Source organism: Chryseobacterium sp. ZHDP1, from assembly GCF_018603435.1.
GTDB classification, from domain to species: domain Bacteria; phylum Bacteroidota; class Bacteroidia; order Flavobacteriales; family Weeksellaceae; genus Chryseobacterium; species Chryseobacterium indicum.
In genome coordinates, this window is record NZ_CP075682.1 from 2,621,131 (window position 1) to 2,643,333 (window position 22,203).

Consider the following 22,203-nt stretch of genomic DNA (forward strand, 5'->3'; position numbering starts at 1 on the left):
AGGTGCATAATCTTTAAGGTTAATTAATAATCGTCGTCTACGACGGCTGGTTTTGCTAATTTTTCACTAACGTTATTTGCAAATATTTGAAATGAATACTTAGTCACGTTGATTGCTTCTTCTACATTTTCGATTCTTTTTCCGTTGACGATAACATAAGAATCTTTATATCCTGTAGAATCTGAAGCTTTAGAGGAATTATAGACATACTTCGGTTTTCTTTCTTTCTTCAGCCTTCCTCTTTTGGGTAAAATTTCATCCAGATAATCTTTGTCGGCAACCGGATTTTCCTGAAGTACAGAATCTTTTTTTGCTCCGGAAACTGAATCATTCGGCAGATTTACCGCGACCTGTTCCGTATGTTCACTATTTTCCTTGATAAAATTATCTTTTTGCTTTTTTATCTGATTTTCAACTATCTGAGCCTGATTTTCTACATCTGAATTTTGAGTATATTTAAATATCAAACCAACACTCAAAAGCAAAACTACACTTGCAGCCATCCAGAACCATTTCGGGAACGATGGTTTTGTTTTCGTATCAATCGGGATAACCGGTGTTTCATTTTCCTGATTATCCTCTTCTTTTCCTTGTGCTTTTTTCAGAAAGTCATCAAAATCCCAGTTTATTTTTTCTTCCTTTAAATTATGGAAGATTTCTTCGTATTTATCTTGAAATTTTTCGTTGCTCATAGCTCGTCAATTGTGAAATTTGTTCTTTTACTTTTTGTCTTGCCCGCATAAGATTCACTCTTACTGCATTTTCCTCCATTTCCAGCATTTCGCCGATTTCCGAGACTTCATATTCTTCTACATCTTTCAAATGAATTACCATTTTCTGTTTCTCCGGAAGCTGATTAATGAAACCGATAATGTGTTCCTTTAAATTATTGACTTCCATACTGTAAAGCTCGGAACGGTGTAGCTGCATATCTGCAAATCCTAACTTTACATCGTGATGCTTCAGTCTGTTAAGGCATTCATTCCGGACCGATTTCAGGGCATATGATTTTAAATTCCCAAACTGCTCCAGCTCATCTTTCTTCTGCCAGAATTTAATCATAAGATCCTGCACCACGTCTTCTGCTTCATCACTGCTCATGACAAACCTTTTCGCAAAGCGATACATCTCATCTTTGAGAATGAATACCGTACTTCTGAAAGTTTCTTGAGTCATAAGTTTTGTTTCTATAAGTAAGACAACCGGATTTTACATTTTATTACATTAAAAATAAAAAAACTTCAAAAAAATTTGAAGTTTCCTTTATTGATCGTATTAATACGCATCAAAAATATGTTTAAAAATAGCCTTATCTTCATCGGTTAAAGGCACTTTTCTTCTTGCCATTGCCCGTTCTGCTACTTCGTAGGCTTTGTCTAATTTAAATTTCTCATCGCCTTTAAAACCGCCCCACGAAAAACTTTCCACCAGATTCGGCGGGAAACCCTCTTTGAAAATATTGGAAGCAACTCCAACTACAGTTCCTGTATTTAGTTGTGTATTGATCGCTGTTTTAGAATGATCTCCCATAATTAAACCGGCAAACTGCAATCCTGTATCTTCAAAAGATTTTGTTCTGTAGTTCCACAATTTTACAGGAGCGTAATTATTTTTAAGATTGGAAGAATTGGTATCTGCTCCCAGATTACACCATTCTCCGATCACTGAATTTCCGACAAAACCATCATGACCTTTATTGGAATATCCAAAAATAATAATATTGCTGACTTCTCCGCCAACTTTACAATGAGGACCAATTGTCGTTGCCCCATAAATTTTTGCACCTAAATTAAACTTAGACTCTTCACAAAGCGCAATCGGGCCCCGAAGATTACAGCCTTCCATCACCTCAGCATTTTGCCCGATATAGATCTTGCCTGTTTTTGTATTGATGGTTGAAAATTCAATTTGTGCTCCTTCTTCTATAAACAGATCTTCTTTATTCCCTAAAAATCCATTGGTTGAAGAAAGTTCCTGAGAAACTCTGCCTTTCGTAAGCAATGCAAAATCGAAATCTATAGCTTCTTTATTATAAGTAAAAAGATCTGTAGGTTTTTTAAAGAAAATAAGTTCTTCCTTAATGTCCGTCATTTTTTCGATCTGGTGCAGAGAAAAACCATCCATATTGATTTTTGCAGCGACCAATTCGTCTTCATAAACCAATGCTTCTCCCTGTTTCAGATCTTTGATCTGCTGAATCACATTTTCTGTCGGTAAAAAATTCGTTACCAGAAAAAGACTTTCTTTTTTTGCTGGTTCTGGAAATTTTCCCTGCAGATACATTTCCGTGAAGAAAGAAATCTCGGTGTTTTCTAAAATTTTCTGCCATCTTTCAGAGAAAGTAAGGATTCCGCATCGCATTTCTGCAACGGGACGTGTAAAAGTAAGCGGAAGAAAATCTTCCCAATATTGTGCATCTGAAAATACTAATTGCATCGTTCAGTTTTTAGTTTAAAATGAATGTTTAACGTCTAAACAAAAATACAATAAAAAAGTCCTCCGGAAACCGAAAGACTTTTAAATATTATGATCACAAAAAAATTACTTAGCGAATTTTTTGTATTTGTTCATGAACTTATCAACTCTACCTGCAGTGTCAACTAACTTCACTTTACCAGTGTAGAAAGGGTGAGAAGTTGAAGAGATCTCCATTTTGATCAATGGGTATTCTTGTCCTTCGTACTCGATAGTATCTTTTGTTTCTGCAGTAGACTTGCAAAGAAACACCTCGTCGTTACTCATATCTTTGAAAACAACAAGTCTATAATTTTCTGGGTGGATTCCGTTTTTCATAATACAATTTTTAAAAAATTAAAGTTTGCTTTCGAAATAGTAATGGATATTTCTCTGCTAATTTTAGGGTGCAAAAATACAATAATTTTTTAAAATTACAAATAGACAATCAATATTTTTTTCTTCATAAGAAATTCAAAGTATTTTCGTTAAATTTGAAATCTATTTAAACTTTAATTTCGATGAAATTCAAATTATTACTGGCTTTTTCTTTCTGGATGCTTGTTATGGCTGTATCTTGTAATAAGGACGACATCAGTTTCGACGCTCCTTCTCAGGAACTAAGCTTTTCCAAAGACACGGTTTTCTGCGATACGGTTTATCATCAGGTTCGTTCAGAAACATATGCGGTAAAAGTATATAATAATGAAGACAAAGATATTCTGATCCCTCGAATTCACCTTCAAAAAGGGGCTACTTCTCTGTATAAGATCAATGTGGACGGAAAACCGGGATATGATTTTAAGGATGTCCCGTTAAGAAAAAAAGACAGTCTGTATATTTTCGTTGAAATTGCACCGGAAGCGAGCGGTCCTGAAGCGATTGCCGAAGATAAGATATTATTCCAGAGTCCTGTAGGACAACAACAGGTTGTATTGTTCTCTGTGGTTCAGGATGCGGAATTTTTTATAAAAACACCTACGAATCCGAATATTATTACTTCCGATGCAACATGGAATAACAATAAAGCTAAAATTATCTACGGAGATTTGACGATTGACCAGAATGTTATTCTGAATATTCAACAGGGAACAAAAGTCTATTTTCACAAAAACAGCGGAATGAAAGTACTTTCGGGAGCCACACTGAATATTAACGGTACTTTAGCCAACAATGTTACACTTCGCGGAGACAGAAATGATCCTGCCTACGATACAATTCCTAAAAACTGGAATTCTATTAAAATGGAAGCAGGTTCCACCCTTAATATGAATTATGCAAGGCTCTTCGGAGGAACAAAAGGTCTTGACATGAAACAGACCAGTGCCAATATCAGCAATTCTTTTATCCACACCTTTCAGGAATATGGAATTTATGCCGTTGCTTCTACAATTACTGCAAAAAATCTTGTGATGAATAATTGCGGAGAATCTGCGGTAGGAATCTTCAAGGGAGGAACGCATAACTTTACCCACTGTACGATTGCCAATTATTCGGATCTTCTGCATTCTTATAACCGAAACGGAATCTTAGCCGCTAATGAATGGACGAATACATCCGGAGTGAAAGAATACGGAGCACTGATCTTTAATTTAAGAAACAGCATCGTGTATTCCGACCGTGACAATTCTGTTAATTTTGAACAGACTCCGCCGAATTTATTTAATTTTACCATTCAGAACTGTCTCATTAAATATTCCGGAACTTCGGAAGCCGGTTTTGATTTTAATACAAGTCCGGGAGTTATTCAGTCTCTTAAAAATTTGGATCCGCTGTTTGTTAATTATTTCGCAGCCAAGATGAACCTGAGGGTAAAACAGAATTCTCCGGCAATCGGAAAAGGAAGTACAGCTGTTGCGGCAACTGTTCCAACAGATATAGCCAATGTTTCAAGAACTTCAAATCCTACAGTGGGAGCTTATCAATACTTTTAAAAAATGGATTTTGATATTGTAAAAATCGGGGCTTTTGCCGTTTTAATTATTGTGTATCTCACGGTAAGAAAGCTTCTGAAAAGATTTGCAGATTTTACTGCGAACATCGGAGATTCTGCCTATCATGAAGAAGAAATAAAAACACTGGAAGAAAAAATAGTTGCATTAGAAGAAAAGATCAATAACAAACCATAAATGGAAATTACACATCTGCAGCAGCAAGTTGACGAATGGATTAAGACCATTGGCGTTCGTTATTTCAATGAATTGACCAATATGGCAATGTTGACGGAAGAAGTAGGCGAAGTGGCGAGAATCATCGCCAGAAGATATGGAGAACAAAGCGAGAAGGAAAGCGACAAAAGTAAAGATTTGGGCGAGGAACTGGCAGATGTTTTGTTTGTAACGTTATGTCTGGCCAATCAGACCGGAGTTAATCTGCAGGAAGCTTTTGATAGAAAAATGAAGATCAAGACGGATCGCGACAAGGACCGCCATCAGAATAATGAAAAATTAAAATAGCCGGATGCCGGAAGTTGGAAGCCGGAAGTTTTTAAACTAAACTTTTCACCTCCATCTTCCAGCTTCGGGCTTTCAACTTAGAAGAATAATGAAGAAGCTAGAAAAATCAAAATTACAGGAAAACAAAACCATACAGATCAGCGGTTCGAAAAGTATTTCGAATCGTTTGTTGATTTTAGAAAGTCTGTTTAAAAATATAGAAATCGGGAATTTATCGAATTCTCAGGACACACAACTTCTGAAAAAAGCTCTGTCTGAAGATTCGGAAATTGTGGATATTCATCATGCGGGAACGGCGATGCGTTTTCTTACGTCCTATTATTCTATTCAGGAAGGAAAGACAACAATTCTTACGGGTTCCAAGAGAATGAAAGAAAGACCGATCAAAAATCTGGTTACTGCTCTGCAAAATCTGGGTGTAGAAATTGAGTATCTGGAAAATGAAGGATTTCCGCCTCTTAAAATTCACGGAAGAAAAATTACGGAGACCAAAGTGGATGTTCCGGCGGATATTTCCAGCCAGTTCATCACCTCTCTTCTTCTGATTGCCGGAAAACTGGAAAACGGACTGGAAATAAATTTAGTCGGTAAAGTGACTTCACGGTCTTATATTGAAATGACGCTCAACATTTTAACCCGATTCGGAATTAAAAGCAGCTTCATCGGAAATACGATCAAAGTTGAAAAATTTGATGTGAATAGTCAATCGTCAATTATCAATTATGAAGTCGAAAGCGACTGGAGTTCGGCATCTTACTTCTACTCTTTTGCTGCGTTGGGAAGAACAACCATTCATCTGAAAAGCTTTTACAAAGAATCTACACAGGGAGACTCGGCAATTGTAAAGATTTATGAAGAATTTTTCGGAATTAAAACGACTTTCACGGAACAGGAGCATAAACTCACGCTTAAGCCAATTGAAGGTTTTCAGTTTCCCGAAAAGATCGTTCTGGATATGAATAATTGTCCGGACATTGCCCAAACGCTTTGTGTAACTGCAGCAGCCCTGAAAATTCCTTTTGAAATTTCAGGATTGGAAACTTTGCGTGTAAAAGAAACCGATCGTCTTTTAGCTTTACATAATGAACTGAAAAAGCTGGGTACGGAAACAGAATTTACAGATTTGACGATTAAATCCATTAGCTTCAACGAACCTCAGGAAAATATTTCCATTGCAACGTATCAGGATCACAGAATGGCGATGAGCTTTGCTCCATTTTGCCTGATCAAAGAATTAAATATTGAAGAGGAAGATGTTGTGGAGAAATCGTATCCGATGTTTTGGGAGGATTTGGAAAATTTATTAATTAAAGAATAATATTTACACATAATATCAATTTATAGTTGTCATTTTGACGAAAGAGAAATCTAAAAACAGATTCTTCATTCCACTGAGTTTCATTCAGAATGACAACAGAGTTTAAATTTACATACAATCAGATGTCACAACATAAAACCATCATCATCACCGGAACTTCCTCAGGAATTGGTTTCGTGTTAGCAGAATATTTCGGGAAGAAGGGTCATAAAGTTTATGGCTTAAGCAGAAAACACACCGAAAGTCAGTATTTTAAATCAATTCCCACTGATGTTACGGATAATGAAGCCGTACAAAATGCGATTGCTGAAGTTTTGAAAACAGAAAACATAATTGACGTTCTCATCAACAATGCCGGAATGGGAATGGTAGGAGCTGTGGAAGATTCTTCAAAAGAAGATATTTTGAAACTGTTTAATCTGAATTTGGTCGGAGCTGTACAAATGATGAGCGCTGTAATGCCGAAAATGCGTGAAAACAAATTCGGGCAGATCATCAATGTTTCCAGTATAGGAAGTGAAATGGGACTTCCTTTCCGCGGATTTTATTCGGCTTCAAAATCGGCTTTGGATAAAGTAACGGAAGCGATGAGATACGAAGTTTATCCTTGGAATGTAAATGTCTGCTCGCTTCATTTAGGAGATATTAAAACCAATATCGCAGAAAACAGAGTGAGAACAAAAGTTTCAGAACCTTATAAAAATGTTTTCGAGAAAGTATACGCTTTAATGAATTCTCACGTGGGTGACGGAACAGAACCTCTGGAAGTGGCAGAATATATAGATCAGCTTTTAAGCAAAAATAAATGGAAAGCACATTATTATTTTGGTAAATTCGGACAGAAAATCGGAGTTCCGTTAAAATGGATTCTTCCGCAGGGAACTTACGAAAATTTGATGAAGAAATACAATAAACTGGCTTAGTTTCAGTTATTTTAAAAAAAATTAATCTAATGAATATTTAAAAAGTTGTTTGATTATCCGTCATTGATCATAATGCTTAATTTTAACGCAAAGATCGCTAAGATTCTTTTTATATACCAACTGTTTTAAGTTCGCAAAGGTGCTTCGACAAGCTCAGCATAAACTATTCACTCAGCAAAGAACTCAAAGGTTTTTCAATGATGACAAATTACGGACAATCATTAAAAGTTAAGATCATTCCTAAGAAAACTTATTCTATTATTCTAAATGTATAAAATTTAAGTTTAGCTTACTATTCTTAACTTCTTAAATAAAATCTTAATGGTTTAAAAATGTAACATTGAAATTAATTCTAAAAATATTTTTTGTACTGTTTTGCGTTTTTGTACAGGCGCAGAAGAAGCATTATTTCCTGATCGACTCTGAAACCAAGGTGAAGAAAAAGGTAAAAGATTCCGCTTCAGCAGTGAAGTTTCTGGATTCCCTGGCTCAGACCAATTACTTTTTTACTCAGCTTAAAGAAGTCAGAAAAAAAGGTGACAGCACAGAAATATTTTACGATAAAGGGAAAAATTTTAATCAGACTTACGTTAATATTTCAGATTCTATTTCAGATAAAACGAAGCTCCAGAAAGAGTTTTTTACCAAAAATTTAGATTCAACCAAAAAAAGCATCAACAAAAAGTATATTGATGAAGGTTTTGCATTCAGCAGAATAAAATCGAAATACAAAGGTCAGAAAAACGGTTATCCTGTTGTTGAAATAGATATTAACAAAAACAATAAAAGAACCATCGATAATTTCGTGGTAAAAGGCTACACAAGCGTTCCCAAAAGATTCATTAAAAATCTTGAGAAAGAATTTAAAGGGAAAACCTACGACGATAAAAACCTGATTGCCATTAATAAATCATTTCAGAGTCATCAGTTTGTTGCTCTGGAGCGTCCTCCGCAAACGTTATTCACTAAAGATTCCACGAGCATCTACCTTTTCATGGAAAAGAAAAAAACCAACAGTTTTGACGGGGTCATTGGTTTCGGAAATGATAAAACAGACAAATTTACGCTGAACGGAACCCTGAATGTAAATTTCAGAAATATTTTCAACAGCTTCGAGCTTATCAATCTTTACTGGCAGAGAAATCCGGATAAAGGACAGACTTTTGATTTACAGACTGATATCCCCTATCTTTTCAAATCCAACGTTGGTCTCAATATGAAGGTGAATATTTTCCGTCAGGATTCTACTTTTGCCAATGTGAAGGCTCTTCCCGCATTTTATTATCATCTGAACTCCCGAAACAAACTGGGACTGAGAGGAACTTTCGAAAGTTCCAGCATCATCGATACGTTGTATGTTCAGGGTAAAGATTACAGCAAAAAGGGAATCGGAATCTGGTTTGAAATGGTAGAGCCTACCGATATTGATCTTTTCCTTTACAAGACCAAAATAAACGCCGGATACGATTATTTAACGACCACTTATACCAAAGAAAATATACAATCTCCACAGAATCAGTTTTACTTCTTTGGAGAGCATAATTATCATATTAACGGAAATCATTTCCTCAACCTCAAGGCAGAAGGGGCTATGATGGATTCTAAAATTGACTTTTCTGCCAACGAATTGTACCGCTTCGGAGGCTGGAATTCCATGCGTGGTTTTAATGAAAATTCTCTTGCCGCAGATTTCTTTTATTACGGCAGTTTAGAGTACCGTTATCTCATCGGAAGTCAGGCCTTTTTTGATGTTTTCGGGCAGTACGGACAGCTCAATAATAAATCTCTGAATGTAAAGCCTAAACTCTACAGTGTGGGGCTGGGTTTTAATTTCTTTATTCCGATCGGGCTAATGAGCTTCCAGCTTTCCAATGGTAACGAGTTCGGAAATCCTTTTAAATTCAATGATATTAAAATCCATTGGGGAATCCTGAGCAGATTTTAATTTTAACTTTTTTCACCATTTCTTTCCCATCTTTCTGCAATAAAAACAGCTAAAGTTTTATAAGACTTTCCTTTTGTACAGGGCAAAAATTATAAAATTCCACTACCCTTATCATTAATTTGAATAAACAATTAAAATTATAAGTTATTGATAAATAAATGATAACAATAAAAATTTATTGTTAAAAATATTGCATATTAATTTAAAACTTATTAACTTCATTGTACTAAATATTTCACCATGAAAAGATTTAAATTCACTTTAGCTTTGTCTTTAGCCGCCATTGCTGTATCCGGTAATTTAAGCGCACAGGACACCAACACAGACAATCACACTTTAACGATTTCCGTTCCGGAAGTAGCATTGGTAGACATTGAACCTGCTGCCAGTAAAAACATTACTTTAGGATTTACAGCTCCAGTTGAAGCCGGAAACCCAATCGTAGCAAACGCAGCCAATACCACCCTATGGCTTAATTATTCTTCCATAAAATCTGTAGCAGATCCTACCCGTAATGTTTCTGTGAAATTAAATGCCGTAATTCCCGGCGTCGATATTAATGTAACCGCAGCAGCTGCAACAGGATCCGGAGCAGGAACTTTAGGAACTCCTTCTGCACAGCTTACATTAAGTACTGCAGACCAAACCATCATTTCAGGAATCGGAAGTGCATATACCGGTAACGGAGCCAATAACGGGCATAATCTTACTTACGCTTTAGTTCCCGGAAGTACTCCGGGTGGTGTTGCTGCCTATGCAGATTTAACGGCAGCCGCCAATACTGTTGCCACCGTTACATATACGATTTCGGACAACTAACTATTACATTTCCCATATATACAGACAGGAAGAAGTTGTGCCAATTTCTTCTCTGTTTTGTATAGTCGTTTTTCAAACTTAAAACTTTACATAGTTTATGATAAAGAGTATCCTTCTGTTTTCTGTTTTCCTGATTCAGTTTACTTTCCTGAAAGCGGGTATTGTAGTTCTGAACGGACTTTCCCATACCTATAAAGTTGAAAACGGAAAAATCTATAAAGGCAAAATAGCTATTGAAAACACAAGCAACCTGCCGCAAAGTGTAAAATTATTTCTTCAGGATTTCAGTTATCAGTCGGATGGGTCTATTCAATATTCTGCTCCTCATACAAATCTAAAAACCAATGCAGACTGGATTAAGATGAACACCAATATGATTGTTCTGAAAGCAAAGGAAACGACAGAGGTTTATTATGAAATTATGGTTCCGGATAGAATTACTGAACCCGGAAGTTATTGGAGCGTTATTATTGTGGAACCTATAGAAGAAATAACCCCAAACGATAATAAACAGGGAGTAAATATAACTTCTGTTATCCGGTATGCCATTCAGGTAATTACTGATCTGAATACGGAAAAGGCAAGACCTGATCTTAAATTCGAAGGGGTAAAAATTGAAAAAGAAAATGGCAGACAGCTTCTGAAAGTTGCCATTGCCAATAAAGGAAATCTTTACTGCAAACCTATCGTGGTAATTGAAATGTATGATAAAAAGAGCGGACAAAAGGCAGGGACTTTCTCCAGTCAGGCAATGGGTCTGCTGCCCCAAACATCAAAATCTTTTTACATTGATCTGGAAAAAACTCCTCCGGCTCAGTATAAAGCCGTTCTTATCGCTACAGATGAAGATGAAAATTCTTTTGCTCTCAATGTAGAACTCGACGTAAAAAATGATTAAAATACGTGCATTATATATTTTTACGCTATTTCCGGCATTCCTTTTTTCTCAGACAAAAAATTTTATTGAAAAAAAGGACAGTCTGCTGCCGGGAAGTATTACTTCTATTCCTTTTACTGTAGAAAATAAATTTTCTGTTCGTACATCATATAATCTTACCGTCGAAACTTCCGATCCGAATATTATTCCTATCCTTACGAAAGGAGAAATTGAAATTTCACCAGCAGAGAAAACCATCTATCTTGTTCCTGTAAAAATAGCATCTGAAACTCCTCACGGAAAATACGGAATCACTTTGTACGGCTCCGAAAAAAGCACCGGCGAAAGATTTTCAAAGCATTTTGAATTTATAATTTCAGAAAGCCGAAAACTTTCACTCACTTCATTAAATGCTCCGGAATTTGTGAAGGCGGGAGAAACTATTATTTCTACTTTTCTTTTAAAAAACAATGGAAACTTTACAGAAAACCTGATTCTTGAGAGCAAAAATGCAATAATTGATCAAAATACATCACTGATTTTATCAGCCAGTGAACAAAAAATAATTACAGTTTTAAAAAAAACAAACCCGGAATTAGGTAAAAACGAAATGCAGAATATTATGCTCTCTGTTTATTCTGCAGATAACCCGAAAGAAAATCAGTCTGCTTATACAAGCGTAAAAATTATTTCCGTAAAACCATCAGAAGAAGATATATTCCACAGACTTCCTGCAGCCTTTTCTCTGGCATTTACCGGAATGCAGAACCGAGGCGAATTTCAAAACGGATTTCAGGGAGAAATTTACGGAAAAGGCAGTCTGGATAAAGAAAACAGAAATATTATTGAATTTCATGCGGTGACAAAAAATCCTGTGGCATTTAATTCTTTCACGAAATATGAGGAATATTTTGTGAATTACAAAAGAGAAAATTTCTTTATTCATCTCGGAGATAAAAATTATTTCTCTTCATTTTTAACGGAATATGCAAGGTACGGTCGTGGCGCAGAAGTTCTTTATGATACAGAAAAATTAAGTTTCGGAGGCTTTTACAATCATCCCAGATTTTTCCGGGATATTCAGGATGAATTTAATATATACTCAAAAATTAAAATTGCTAAAGAGTCGGAAATTACAGCCGGCTATTTATACAAAATTCCCCGTAAAGATAATTCTTTATTAAGCTTCTCCGGCTTCAGATTTCATTCGGACGCGCAGCTGCCTTATTTAGCGGGAAAATTCAAATTAAATAAAAGCATTGAAATCTCCGGTGAAACGTCTTACAGCAAAACCGGAAAAACTGAAGGAAGTGCTTTTATGCTGCAAACAGTCGCCAATTTTAATAAAATCAGCGGAAATCTTATGTATATGCATTCCTCTCCAGAATATGCAGGGTACTTTAACAATACAAATACATTTAACGGAAATATTCAATTTCAGATTTTTAATAAAGTGAATATACTTGCCAATTATGTTCAGGATGCAAAAAACTTTCAGCGCGACACGCTGCTTCTCGCCGCGCCATACCGAAAATATCTACAGTATGGAATTCAGTACAGATACACCAAAAAAGGTTCTATAACGATCTTCAATGGATTTCAGAGATACGAAGACCGTCTGATTCCAAAGGAATTTGATTATAAGGAACAGTTTTTCAGAATCAGCATGGAACAGCAGCTGGGAATTTTTCAACTTAATTTTGAAAGTCAGTTTGGCAAAACCAACAACTATCTTCTGAACTTTTCTGGCAATTCAAGTTTTTACACCGCCAATGTAGGATTTGAAAAATTCAGAACCTCCTTTAATATTTATGGAAGTTATGCTGTTACTTCAAGATATCAGATGCAAAATCAGAAGCAGATGTATTACGGAGTTAGAATTCTGAGCCGTTTCTCACAAAAAACAAACTTCAGTTTATCTTATCAGAACAATTATATGCCAGAAGAATATTTTGCAGACAGAAATCTTTTTGAATTAATATTTCATCAGCAGATCTTTCCGGGACATGAATTTGATCTTTCCGGAAGATATACTTTACAGCGTGGAGAACTGGGCAATAAAGATTTTATCTTCTCTCTTCGTTATACCGCAAGACTGGATATTCCGACTCAAAAAACAGCAGATTACGCTGCGCTTTACGGAACAATTAACAATTTGGGAGTAAAAAAAGTAGACGGAATTAGAATTTTACTAGGGCATTATTTATCAGTAACTGATAAAAGCGGAAATTTTGTATTTAAAAATGTAATTCCGGGAAACTATGTTTTAGAGATCGACCGTTCTACAGGCGATATCAATGACATTCCGGATATTGATCTTCCCGCCTCAGTAACAATATCCAACAGAGAAAATATCTTTAATTTTGGCTTAACAAGTGCTTCACAGATTCAGGGAAAAATCGAATATTCTGAAAGTCCGAAACCAGACTTTGTTCATCTGTCTAATAAGAAAAGAGAAAGCATTATGCTTGAAATATCAAACGGAAATCAGATTTACCGCAAAATAATTGATGTCGGAGAAAATTTTGATTTCACCTATTTGCGGCCGGGAGAATGGAAAGTAAAAGTTTACAGAAACGGACTGGACAAAAAGTATAAAATTCCGGTAGATCATTTTGATTTTGTCCTGAAACCTTCAGAAATAAAAACATTAATCATCAATGTTATAAAACAGCAATCGGAAATAAAATTTCAGCAGGAGCCAATTAAAGTAACTTATAACGAATTCAGAAAAAAGAAATGAAGCATTCAGTATCTATATTTTTAATTTTTCTTACATTATCCTGCAAGATATTTTCTCAAACATCAGGAAACCGAAGTGTTGCCATTAGTCTGCCTGTAGTAACACTTATGGATATTGAACCTTCCGGAGCAATTAGTTTAAACTACACCGCACCTTCCGAAGCCGGAAATGCTGTAACAGCACCTGCAAGTAATTCTTCAAAATGGATCAATTATACATCTGCAATTGCTCCTTCTGGATTAGCACGCAGAATTACGGCATCTGTTAACCAAACTATTCCCGGTATCGACATTAAAATTATGGCAGCCGTTGCAACAGGATCAGGCGGAGGAACGCTGGGAGTACCTTCTCCTCAGATTACACTTACAACATCAGCTCAAACCATAATAAGCGGAATCGGCGGTGCATTTACAGGAAACGGAGCAAATAACGGGCATCAGCTGATCATAACCCTTGGAATTAACAACTATTCTAACTTAGATGCCAGATCAAACACACCGGTCATCATTACTTATACGATAACAGAATAAAGAAAAAATGATGTATTTACAGAAATTTATTATTAAAAATATTTTCATTGTGATTATGATTGTATTTTCTCAGTTACAATCACAACGTACATTAACTGTAGGCGGAACAAATTGGACGGTTACAATTCCATCTATAACTGAAGCAGGAGATAATTACGCCGGAACTTACGAAAGTTCTACAAGCCAAATTATTCTGGCTGCAAGCGTTCCCTTATTGTTAACCAATGGTAAAGTAAGCATGCACTATATTGCCAATCCTATATGGAATTCTAATCTTATTTTAAGCGCAAAACGAACCGGAGACGGAACTACAACCTGCGTTGCATGCTCAATTTCCGGCGGTACAACCTATACCATCATTCCACCAACGGCGGATATAGAACTATTTAGAATTACAGCTGTACTGTCGTTAGCCTCCTATTCCAATATTCCAGTACAATTACAGCTTTCCGGAGTATCTGTTACACTTCCTGCTACAAGCTATAACAGCCAGATTATCTTTACAATAAGCGACTTATAATTTCAATAAAATAATTTTATTTTCATGAGCTTTATCCCGTTATCCACTGTATCTTTCGAGTTGCGGACTCCGCTTAGCTCCGCCCGCAACCCAAAAGGATTGTGTTTCTATCGTGGCTGAGTAATGAGTAATGAGTAATGAAAGATAATTGATAATTGATGAATGATGATTGACTATATCCTGGGGCTTCTTTACTTTTTACGTTTACTTTTTACTTTCACTTGTTCTTGTTTTTTTACTTGGCTCTTTTCCCTTTTTACTTTTTCCTTTTCACTTGGCTCTTTGGTTCTTCCCTGAAGTTATTCTTTGAGTTATGGGCATAAAAAAAGTCTCATAGAATAAATTCTATGAGACTTTTAAATAAAAACTGGCGGCGACCTACTCTCCCGCTTTCGCAGTACCATCGGCGCTGGTGGGCTTAACTTCTGTGTTCGGAATGGGAACAGGTGAGCCCCACCGCTAAAACCACCCTAAAGGTTGTATATAGCTGTTGGCTATTGGCTTATTGCCATTGGCCATTCGCTTTTTATCGGTAAATTTCATCACAAAGGCAAAACCAGTGTTGCACTTATAAATACTTAAGCTAAGTTATGATAAGCATGATTGCTCATTACCTATTACTCATTACTTATGAATAGGCTATAAATCTACGGGTAATTAGTACTACTCGGCTATGCTGTTACCAACTTTACACCTGTAGCCTATCAACGTGGTCATCTCCCACGACCCTTAAAAGATGTCTCATCTTGAGGCGAGTTTCGCACTTATATGCTTTCAGTGCTTATCTCTTCCAAACATAGCTACTCAGCGGTGCACCTGGCGGTACAACTGATACACCAGAGGTTTGTTCAATTCGGTCCTCTCGTACTAGAATCAAGCCCTCTCAAACATCTAACGCCCGCAATAGATAGAGACCGAACTGTCTCACGACGTTCTGAACCCAGCTCGCGTGCCACTTTAATGGGCGAACAGCCCAACCCTTGGGACCTTCTCCAGCCCCAGGATGTGACGAGCCGACATCGAGGTGCCGAACCTCCCCGTCGATGTGAGCTCTTGGGGGAGACTAGCCTGTTATCCCCGGAGTACCTTTTATCCTATGAGCGATGGCCCTTCCATACGGAACCACCGGATCACTATGTCCTGCTTTCGCACCTGATCGACTTGTTGGTCTCACAGTCAAGCACCCTTATGCCATTACACTCTACGCACGGTTACCAAGCGTGCTGAGGGTACCTTTGAAAGCCTCCGTTACTCTTTTGGAGGCGACCACCCCAGTCAAACTACCCACCACGCAATGTCCTTCCCTAAAGAAGTTAGGCTCCAAGTAAGTAAAGGGTGGTATTTCAACGTCGGCTCCACAAACACTAGCGTGCCTGCTTCAAAGCCTCCCACCTATCCTACACATTACTTACTCAAAGTCAATACGAAGTTATAGTAAAGGTTCACAGGGTCTTTTCGTCCCATTGCGGGTAATCGGCATCTTCACCGATACTACAATTTCACCGAGCTCGTGGCTGAGACAGTGCCCAGATCGTTACACCATTCGTGCAGGTCGGAACTTACCCGACAAGGAATTTCGCTACCTTAGGACCGTTATAGTTACGGCCGCCGTTTACTGGGGCTTCAGTCAAACGCTTCGCTTACGCTAACGCCCTTCCTTAACCTTCCAGCACCGGGCAGGTGTCAGACCCTATACAGCATCTTTCGATTTAGCAGAGTCCTGTGTTTTTGATAAACAGTCGCCTGGGCCTCTTCACTGCGGCCAGCATTGCTGCTGGCGTCTCTTCTTCCGAAGTTACGAGACTATTTTGCCTAGTTCCTTAGCCACGACTCACTCGAGCACCTTAGGATTCTCTCCTCGACTACCTGTGTCGGTTTTGGTACGGGTTGCTTCACTTCGGCTTTTCTTGGATCCGATTACACTATAACAGCTTCGCCCGAAGGCTAGGCCTTGACACTTCCGTCCGTCTTCTATAGCTACATCGAACCGTCCCCTTTTTAGTGTGAGCAAGTATGGGAATATTAACCCATTGTCCATCCACTACCCCTTTCGGGTTCGCGTTAGGTCCCGACTAACCCTCAGCTGATTAGCATGGCTGAGGAAACCTTAGTCTTTCGGTGAGGGGGTTTCTCGCCCCCTTTATCGTTACTTATGCCTACATTTTCTTTTCTATAAGCTCCACAATACCTCACGATACTGCTTCGGCGCCGATAGAATGCTCTCCTACCAGATATAATTAATTATAAATCCATAGCTTCGGTATTCTGTTTATGCCCGATTATTATCCATGCCGGACCGCTCGACTAGTGAGCTGTTACGCACTCTTTAAATGAATGGCTGCTTCCAAGCCAACATCCTAGCTGTCAATGCAGTCCAACCGCGTTGCTTCAACTTAACAGAAATTTGGGGACCTTAGCTGTTGGTCTGGGTTCTTTCCCTCTCGGACATGGACCTTAGCACCCATGCCCTCACTGCCGTAGAACATTTATTAGCATTCGGAGTTTGTCAGGAATTGGTAGGCGGTGAAACCCCCGCATCCAATCAGTAGCTCTACCTCTAATAAACTTATATACGACGCTGCACCTAAATGCATTTCGGAGAGTACGAGCTATCTCCCAGTTTGATTGGCCTTTCACCCCTACCCACAGGTCATCCGAAGACTTTTCAACGTCAACCGGTTCGGTCCTCCACTTTGTGTTACCAAAGCTTCAACCTGCCCATGGGTAGATCACAAGGTTTCGCGTCTAATCCTACTAACTATGCGCCCTATTCAGACTCGCTTTCGCTCCGGCTCCGTAACTTAATTACTTAACCTCGCTAGTAAAATTAACTCGTAGGCTCATTATGCAAAAGGCACGCCGTCACAGAATTAATCTGCTCCGACCGCTTGTAGGCGTACGGTTTCAGGTTCTATTTCACCCTTCTATTCGAAGTGCTTTTCACCTTTCCTTCACAGTACTTGTTCACTATCGGTCTTTCAGGAGTATTTAGCCTTGGAGGATGGTCCCCCCATATTCAGACAGGATTTCACGTGTCCCGCCCTACTCATTTATCATCTATGTATGCCTTTCATATACGGGGCTATCACCCTCTATGGCTGTTCTTTCCAGAACATTCTATTAAACATATAAAGACTTTTGGGCTAATCCGCTTTCGCTCGCCACTACTTACGGAATCTCTTCGATTTCTTTTCCTCCGGGTACTTAGATGTTTCAGTTCTCCGGGTTTGCTCCTCTTACGAGGTAATACATCTTCAATGTATTGGGTTGCCCCATTCGGACATCTGCGGATCAATTCGTGTGTGCCAATCCCCGCAGCTTTTCGCAGCTTACCACGTCCTTCGTCGCCTCTGAAAGCCTAGGCATCCGCCATACGCCCTTAACGATTTCTTTCCTATTTTTAGGTTACTCAAGCACTTATAAGTGCTCGGTTTTCTCTTTGTGATGTCTTTACCGTTAATGTCAATGATCTTAATTCTACTTCTGATCTAATTCGCAAATATTGTTTTTGGCTCTATCTGCTTTTTTAAAATTAAACCATCTATGATGGTGGAGAATAAGGGAGTCGAACCCTTGACCTCCTGCGTGCAAGGCAGGCGCTCTAGCCAGCTGAGCTAATTCCCCCTCTAGGTGCTGTTGGCTTCTTGCTAATTGCTGTTGACTTTTTTGCCATCAGCCATAAGCGATTTGCCAGCCGCCTTAATTAGTAGTCTCGGGCAGGCTCGAACTGCCGACCTCTACATTATCAGTGTAGCGCTCTAACCAGCTGAGCTACGAGACTTTGTATGAGTAATGGGTGATGAGTTATAAGTAATATACTTTTTCCCATTCTTCATTTCTCAATCTCTTTCCCTTTTACTAATTTCTAGTGGGTGTGTATTATGATATATCAACCAAATAAAAAACTAAAGCTTTACTTTAAGTAAGTACTTTGTACTTGCGTACTAATTTTGTTTTTCGTCTTTAAGACGCTCTAAAATGAGATGTTCCAGCCGCACCTTCCGGTACGGCTACCTTGTTACGACTTAGCCCTAGTTACCTGTTTTACCCTAGGCAGCTCCTGTTACGGTCACCGACTTCAGGTACCCCAGACTTCCATGGCTTGACGGGCGGTGTGTACAAGGCCCGGGAACGTATTCACCGCGCCATGGCTGATGCGCGATTACTAGCGATTCCAGCTTCATAGAGTCGAGTTGCAGACTCCAATCCGAACTGAGACCGGCTTTCGAGATTTGCATCACATCGCTGTGTAGCTGCCCTCTGTACCGGCCATTGTATTACGTGTGTGGCCCAAGACGTAAGGGCCGTGATGATTTGACGTCATCCCCACCTTCCTCTCTACTTGCGTAGGCAGTCTCACTAGAGTCCCCAACTGAATGATGGCAACTAGTGACAGGGGTTGCGCTCGTTGCAGGACTTAACCTAACACCTCACGGCACGAGCTGACGACAACCATGCAGCACCTTGAAAATTGCCCGAAGGAGGATCTATTTCTAAATCTGTCAATTCCCATTTAAGTCTTGGTAAGGTTCCTCGCGTATCATCGAATTAAACCACATAATCCACCGCTTGTGCGGGCCCCCGTCAATTCCTTTGAGTTTCAAACTTGCGTTCGTACTCCCCAGGTGGCTAACTTATCACTTTCGCTTAGTCTCTGAATCCGAAAACCCAAAAACGAGTTAGCATCGTTTACAGCGTGGACTACCAGGGTATCTAATCCTGTTCGCTCCCCACGCTTTCGTCCATCAGCGTCAGTTAAGACATAGTAACCTGCCTTCGCAATTGGTGTTCTAAGTAATATCTATGCATTTCACCGCTACACTACTTATTCCAGCTACTTCTACCTTACTCAAGACCTGCAGTATCAATGGCAGTTTCATAGTTAAGCTATGAGATTTCACCACTGACTTACAGATCCGCCTACGGACCCTTTAAACCCAATAAATCCGGATAACGCTTGCACCCTCCGTATTACCGCGGCTGCTGGCACGGAGTTAGCCGGTGCTTATTCGTACAGTACCTTCAGCTTTCCACACGTGGAAAGGTTTATCCCTGTACAAAAGAAGTTTACAACCCATAGGGCCGTCGTCCTTCACGCGGGATGGCTGGATCAGGCTCTCACCCATTGTCCAATATTCCTCACTGCTGCCTCCCGTAGGAGTCTGGTCCGTGTCTCAGTACCAGTGTGGGGGATCACCCTCTCAGGCCCCCTAAAGATCATTGACTTGGTGAGCCGTTACCTCACCAACTATCTAATCTTGCGCGTGCCCATCTCTATCCACCGGAGTTTTCAATAACAAGTGATGCCACTCATTATATTATGGGGTATTAATCTCCCTTTCGAAAGGCTATCCCCCAGATAAAGGCAGGTTGCACACGTGTTCCGCACCCGTGCGCCGCTCTCAAGATTCCGAAGAATCTCTACCGCTCGGCTTGCATGTGTTAGGCCTCCCGCTAGCGTTCATCCTGAGCCAGGATCAAACTCTCCATTGTATGTTTGTCTGACTCACTCAAAGTTTTGACGCTTTAGTTTTTCCTTACTTGGTTGTTATATTGTATGTCAATGATCTTCATTTCTTCCGCTTCCTACAAAACTCAGTATCTGTCGTTTTCGTTTCGTATTTGCGAGTGCAAAAGTAATAACTTATTTTGATTTGACCAAATGTTTTTCAAGAAAATTTTAAAGTTTTTTCTGTAACCTTAACCCCTCTCTAAACACTCAATCTATACTCTCCTGCGCTCCCCCGTTTAGGGACTGCAAAGATACAAATCTTTTTCATTCCCGCAAATCTTATTTTATATTTTTTAAAAAAAAGTTTAAAATAAAAGCCGCTTCAATCTGTAGCTTTAAAAAGACTTTTACCGTCTTCCCTCAGGATTCATTAAGTAATATTGCTTAGCTAAAAGCTCTTCTGCGCTTACTGATTCTCTATCGTTTTTCAGTGGGGCAAAGATAGGGGCTTTATTCCTTACAATCCAACTTTTGTTAACATAAATTTCATCTTTAATTCATATTTAATCCTAAAGCACTGAGTGACTGGGAGAATAATTTCTGTAATTTTAAACCATTGTTTGGTTTGCCGATGGAAAAAGCGGAAGAAGAGAAGTAAAAAAAGTCTTTTTCAACAAAGCAATTGGATTATTGAAGAGGAAAAATTCAATTCCTGAAAAGATCATGTCGTTCTGCTCAGCAACAACAGCGTCTTTTTTATTTAAAAAAAGTTTATTAAATAAAGAATAATTGAGCTAATTCAGTTTTTAAAGTTATGTATGTAGTTTTATTTTAAGAAGCATTCCTATATAAAATCATTCATATCATCATTTTACATAGTATCAAACAGATATAAGAAACGCAGTTACATAAACTTTTTAAGTAACTCATTTGATAAGAAGAAGAATTTTAATAAGGAAACATAGGAATATTGGGAAAAAGGAAGGTTTAGCGTATTTCTTATTGAAACCGGATACAGCAACTTGCTCCGTCTTGCCGTAGAATAAAATTTTTGAGTTATTATGAAGTTAAGAATAATAATGTCATTTATTTTTGAAGTTTTTCTTAACAAAATAATTCCGAATGGTACAAAATACAATGTCTAAGTTCAGACCATCATATTGATTAGTTCGATAATATTATTATCCGGCAAAATCATACTTAAAAGAAAAATGTAAATCCAAAAAATTGGCAGTCTAAAATTATTAAAGAGTTATACAAATTGCTTTAAATAATGTTACCTGATCCAGAATATTTTTAAATAAATACTTTTATTCAAATTTTAGAATATATGTCTGTCTGTACTTTTATTGAAAGTTGGTACTATGAATGAAAAGATCACAATAGTTTTAAAATCTTTGATTTTTATTCTTTGGACGGCTAAGATCATTCTGGAAATTTGCTGTATTATTATCTTTTATATCTTTTGTGTTAATTCTGAATTAGTTTAAACATTATAACAAATATGGTAAAACGTATAAATGTTAAGAATAAAAATAATTAATCAAAAACTGAAAATATAAAAAAGCCATGATGAATACCTATAGGTGAAGTTCTTTCTATTCATGAACTTTTCCCGCTATCCACTGTATCTTTTGGGTTGCGGACTCCGCTTAGCTCCGCCCGCAACCCAAAAGGATTGTGTTTCTATCGTGGCTGAGTAATGAGTAATGAGTAATGAGTAATGAAAGATAATTGATAATTGATGAATGATGATTGACTATATCCTGGGGTTTCTTTCCTTATTACTTTTTACTTCTTCCTTTTTCCTTTTAACTTTATTCTTTTTTCCCTGACTCTTACTTAGGGGTATTATCTGGGGTATGGGCATAAAAAAAGTCTCATAGAATAAATTCTATGAGACTTTTAAATAAAAACTGGCGGCGACCTACTCTCCCGCTTTCGCAGTACCATCGGCGCTGGTGGGCTTAACTTCTGTGTTCGGAATGGGAACAGGTGAGCCCCACCGCTAAAACCACCCTAAAGGTTGTATATAGCTGTTGGCTATTGGCTTATTGCCATTGGCCATTCGCTTTTTATCGGTAAATTTCATCACAAAGGCAAAACCAGTGTTGCACTTATAAATACTTAAGCTAAGTTATGATAAGCATGATTGCTCATTACCTA

At 38.1% G+C, this 22,203-nt stretch carries 15 protein-coding genes, 2 tRNA genes and 4 rRNA genes; 11 read left to right on the forward strand and 10 right to left on the reverse strand.

Annotation, left to right across the window (positions count from 1 at the left end):
* Nucleotides 1–23: 23 nt before the first annotated feature.
* The 4 genes from KKI44_RS11820 to KKI44_RS11835 form a co-directional block, all read right to left on the reverse strand.
* Complete coding sequence (locus tag KKI44_RS11820) at nucleotides 24–692, reverse strand: hypothetical protein (RefSeq protein ID WP_214587467.1); 669 nt, start codon at nucleotides 690–692, stop codon at nucleotides 24–26.
* The gene (locus tag KKI44_RS11825; protein ID WP_214587468.1) at nucleotides 667–1,176 is read right to left on the reverse strand and encodes an RNA polymerase sigma factor; all 510 of its coding nucleotides are present in this window, start codon (nucleotides 1,174–1,176) and stop codon (nucleotides 667–669) included. The genes KKI44_RS11820 and KKI44_RS11825 overlap by 26 nt, the downstream gene beginning before the upstream one ends.
* A gap of 99 nt (nucleotides 1,177–1,275) precedes the next feature.
* Complete coding sequence (locus tag KKI44_RS11830) at nucleotides 1,276–2,436, reverse strand: GlmU family protein (protein WP_214587469.1); 1,161 nt, start codon at nucleotides 2,434–2,436, stop codon at nucleotides 1,276–1,278.
* A gap of 105 nt (nucleotides 2,437–2,541) precedes the next feature.
* Complete coding sequence (locus KKI44_RS11835; RefSeq protein WP_002976190.1) at nucleotides 2,542–2,793, reverse strand: type B 50S ribosomal protein L31; 252 nt, start codon at nucleotides 2,791–2,793, stop codon at nucleotides 2,542–2,544.
* Between the two features lie 182 nt (nucleotides 2,794–2,975).
* On the opposite strand from KKI44_RS11835, the gene KKI44_RS11840 reads away from it, so the two are divergent.
* The 11 genes from KKI44_RS11840 to KKI44_RS11890 all read left to right on the forward strand — a co-directional run bounded on the left by KKI44_RS11840 (nucleotide 2,976) and on the right by KKI44_RS11890 (nucleotide 14,585).
* Complete coding sequence (locus KKI44_RS11840; protein WP_214587470.1) at nucleotides 2,976–4,388, forward strand: hypothetical protein; 1,413 nt, start codon at nucleotides 2,976–2,978, stop codon at nucleotides 4,386–4,388.
* A 3-nt stretch (nucleotides 4,389–4,391) separates the two neighbouring features.
* Nucleotides 4,392–4,583 carry a hypothetical protein gene (locus KKI44_RS11845; protein WP_214587471.1) on the forward strand — a complete coding sequence of 64 codons (192 nt, stop codon included), beginning with the start codon at nucleotides 4,392–4,394 and terminating at the stop codon, nucleotides 4,581–4,583.
* The gene (locus KKI44_RS11850) at nucleotides 4,584–4,910 is read left to right on the forward strand and encodes a nucleotide pyrophosphohydrolase (RefSeq protein ID WP_076396420.1); all 327 of its coding nucleotides are present in this window, start codon (nucleotides 4,584–4,586) and stop codon (nucleotides 4,908–4,910) included.
* An 88-nt stretch (nucleotides 4,911–4,998) separates the two neighbouring features.
* A complete protein-coding gene (locus KKI44_RS11855; RefSeq protein ID WP_214587472.1) occupies nucleotides 4,999–6,228 on the forward strand; it encodes a 3-phosphoshikimate 1-carboxyvinyltransferase in 1,230 nt (409 codons plus the stop codon).
* A gap of 122 nt (nucleotides 6,229–6,350) precedes the next feature.
* Complete coding sequence (locus tag KKI44_RS11860) at nucleotides 6,351–7,151, forward strand: SDR family oxidoreductase (RefSeq protein WP_214587473.1); 801 nt, start codon at nucleotides 6,351–6,353, stop codon at nucleotides 7,149–7,151.
* 340 nt (nucleotides 7,152–7,491) lie between these two features.
* Nucleotides 7,492–9,096 (forward strand): hypothetical protein, encoded by a 1,605-nt coding sequence (locus tag KKI44_RS11865; protein ID WP_214587474.1) that lies wholly within the window; start codon nucleotides 7,492–7,494, stop codon nucleotides 9,094–9,096.
* A gap of 240 nt (nucleotides 9,097–9,336) precedes the next feature.
* Nucleotides 9,337–9,915, forward strand: a complete 579-nt coding sequence (locus KKI44_RS11870) for a hypothetical protein (RefSeq protein WP_214587475.1) — start codon at nucleotides 9,337–9,339, stop codon at nucleotides 9,913–9,915.
* A gap of 97 nt (nucleotides 9,916–10,012) precedes the next feature.
* The gene (locus tag KKI44_RS11875) at nucleotides 10,013–10,813 is read left to right on the forward strand and encodes a WxL protein host-binding domain-containing protein (RefSeq protein ID WP_214587476.1); all 801 of its coding nucleotides are present in this window, start codon (nucleotides 10,013–10,015) and stop codon (nucleotides 10,811–10,813) included.
* Nucleotides 10,806–13,535 carry a hypothetical protein gene (locus KKI44_RS11880; protein WP_214587477.1) on the forward strand — a complete coding sequence of 910 codons (2,730 nt, stop codon included), beginning with the start codon at nucleotides 10,806–10,808 and terminating at the stop codon, nucleotides 13,533–13,535. The genes KKI44_RS11875 and KKI44_RS11880 overlap by 8 nt, the downstream gene beginning before the upstream one ends.
* Nucleotides 13,532–14,065, forward strand: a complete 534-nt coding sequence (locus KKI44_RS11885; protein WP_214587478.1) for a hypothetical protein — start codon at nucleotides 13,532–13,534, stop codon at nucleotides 14,063–14,065. Before KKI44_RS11880 ends, KKI44_RS11885 begins: the two co-directional genes overlap by 4 nt.
* A gap of 7 nt (nucleotides 14,066–14,072) precedes the next feature.
* On the forward strand, nucleotides 14,073–14,585 hold the full coding sequence (locus tag KKI44_RS11890) for a hypothetical protein (RefSeq protein ID WP_214587479.1): 513 nt from the start codon (nucleotides 14,073–14,075) through the stop codon (nucleotides 14,583–14,585).
* 365 nt (nucleotides 14,586–14,950) lie between these two features.
* Here KKI44_RS11890 and rrf (KKI44_RS11895) read toward each other — a convergent pair.
* The 6 genes from rrf (KKI44_RS11895) to rrf (KKI44_RS11920) form a co-directional block, all read right to left on the reverse strand.
* Nucleotides 14,951–15,058, reverse strand: a 5S ribosomal RNA gene (rrf, locus tag KKI44_RS11895).
* A gap of 164 nt (nucleotides 15,059–15,222) precedes the next feature.
* Nucleotides 15,223–17,978: ribosomal RNA gene (locus KKI44_RS11900) — 23S ribosomal RNA — on the reverse strand.
* 154 nt (nucleotides 17,979–18,132) lie between these two features.
* A tRNA-Ala gene (locus KKI44_RS11905) sits at nucleotides 18,133–18,209 on the reverse strand.
* An 83-nt stretch (nucleotides 18,210–18,292) separates the two neighbouring features.
* Nucleotides 18,293–18,366: transfer RNA gene (locus tag KKI44_RS11910), tRNA-Ile, on the reverse strand.
* Between the two features lie 195 nt (nucleotides 18,367–18,561).
* Nucleotides 18,562–20,078 (reverse strand): 16S ribosomal RNA (locus KKI44_RS11915).
* A gap of 1,873 nt (nucleotides 20,079–21,951) precedes the next feature.
* Nucleotides 21,952–22,059: ribosomal RNA gene (gene rrf, locus KKI44_RS11920) — 5S ribosomal RNA — on the reverse strand.
* Together the 16S, 23S and 5S rRNA genes with 2 tRNA genes alongside form the textbook arrangement of a ribosomal RNA operon.
* Between the last annotated feature and the right edge of the window lie 144 nt (nucleotides 22,060–22,203).

What these genes read in the sequence shown, in the direction of transcription:
- KKI44_RS11850 (WP_076396420.1), top strand. Translation starts at nt 4,584, where the DNA reads ATGGAAATTACACATCTGCAGCAGCAAGTTGACGAATGGATTAAGACC.
- KKI44_RS11885 (WP_214587478.1), top strand. Translation starts at nt 13,532, where the DNA reads ATGAAGCATTCAGTATCTATATTTTTAATTTTTCTTACATTATCCTGC.
- KKI44_RS11830 (WP_214587469.1), bottom strand. Translation starts at nt 2,436, where the DNA reads ATGCAATTAGTATTTTCAGATGCACAATATTGGGAAGATTTTCTTCCG.
- KKI44_RS11890 (WP_214587479.1), top strand. Translation starts at nt 14,073, where the DNA reads ATGATGTATTTACAGAAATTTATTATTAAAAATATTTTCATTGTGATT.
- KKI44_RS11855 (WP_214587472.1), top strand. Translation starts at nt 4,999, where the DNA reads ATGAAGAAGCTAGAAAAATCAAAATTACAGGAAAACAAAACCATACAG.
- KKI44_RS11860 (WP_214587473.1), top strand. Translation starts at nt 6,351, where the DNA reads ATGTCACAACATAAAACCATCATCATCACCGGAACTTCCTCAGGAATT.
- KKI44_RS11880 (WP_214587477.1), top strand. Translation starts at nt 10,806, where the DNA reads ATGATTAAAATACGTGCATTATATATTTTTACGCTATTTCCGGCATTC.
- KKI44_RS11835 (WP_002976190.1), bottom strand. Translation starts at nt 2,793, where the DNA reads ATGAAAAACGGAATCCACCCAGAAAATTATAGACTTGTTGTTTTCAAA.
- KKI44_RS11845 (WP_214587471.1), top strand. Translation starts at nt 4,392, where the DNA reads ATGGATTTTGATATTGTAAAAATCGGGGCTTTTGCCGTTTTAATTATT.
- KKI44_RS11870 (WP_214587475.1), top strand. Translation starts at nt 9,337, where the DNA reads ATGAAAAGATTTAAATTCACTTTAGCTTTGTCTTTAGCCGCCATTGCT.
- KKI44_RS11820 (WP_214587467.1), bottom strand. Translation starts at nt 692, where the DNA reads ATGAGCAACGAAAAATTTCAAGATAAATACGAAGAAATCTTCCATAAT.
- KKI44_RS11875 (WP_214587476.1), top strand. Translation starts at nt 10,013, where the DNA reads ATGATAAAGAGTATCCTTCTGTTTTCTGTTTTCCTGATTCAGTTTACT.
- KKI44_RS11825 (WP_214587468.1), bottom strand. Translation starts at nt 1,176, where the DNA reads ATGACTCAAGAAACTTTCAGAAGTACGGTATTCATTCTCAAAGATGAG.
- KKI44_RS11840 (WP_214587470.1), top strand. Translation starts at nt 2,976, where the DNA reads ATGAAATTCAAATTATTACTGGCTTTTTCTTTCTGGATGCTTGTTATG.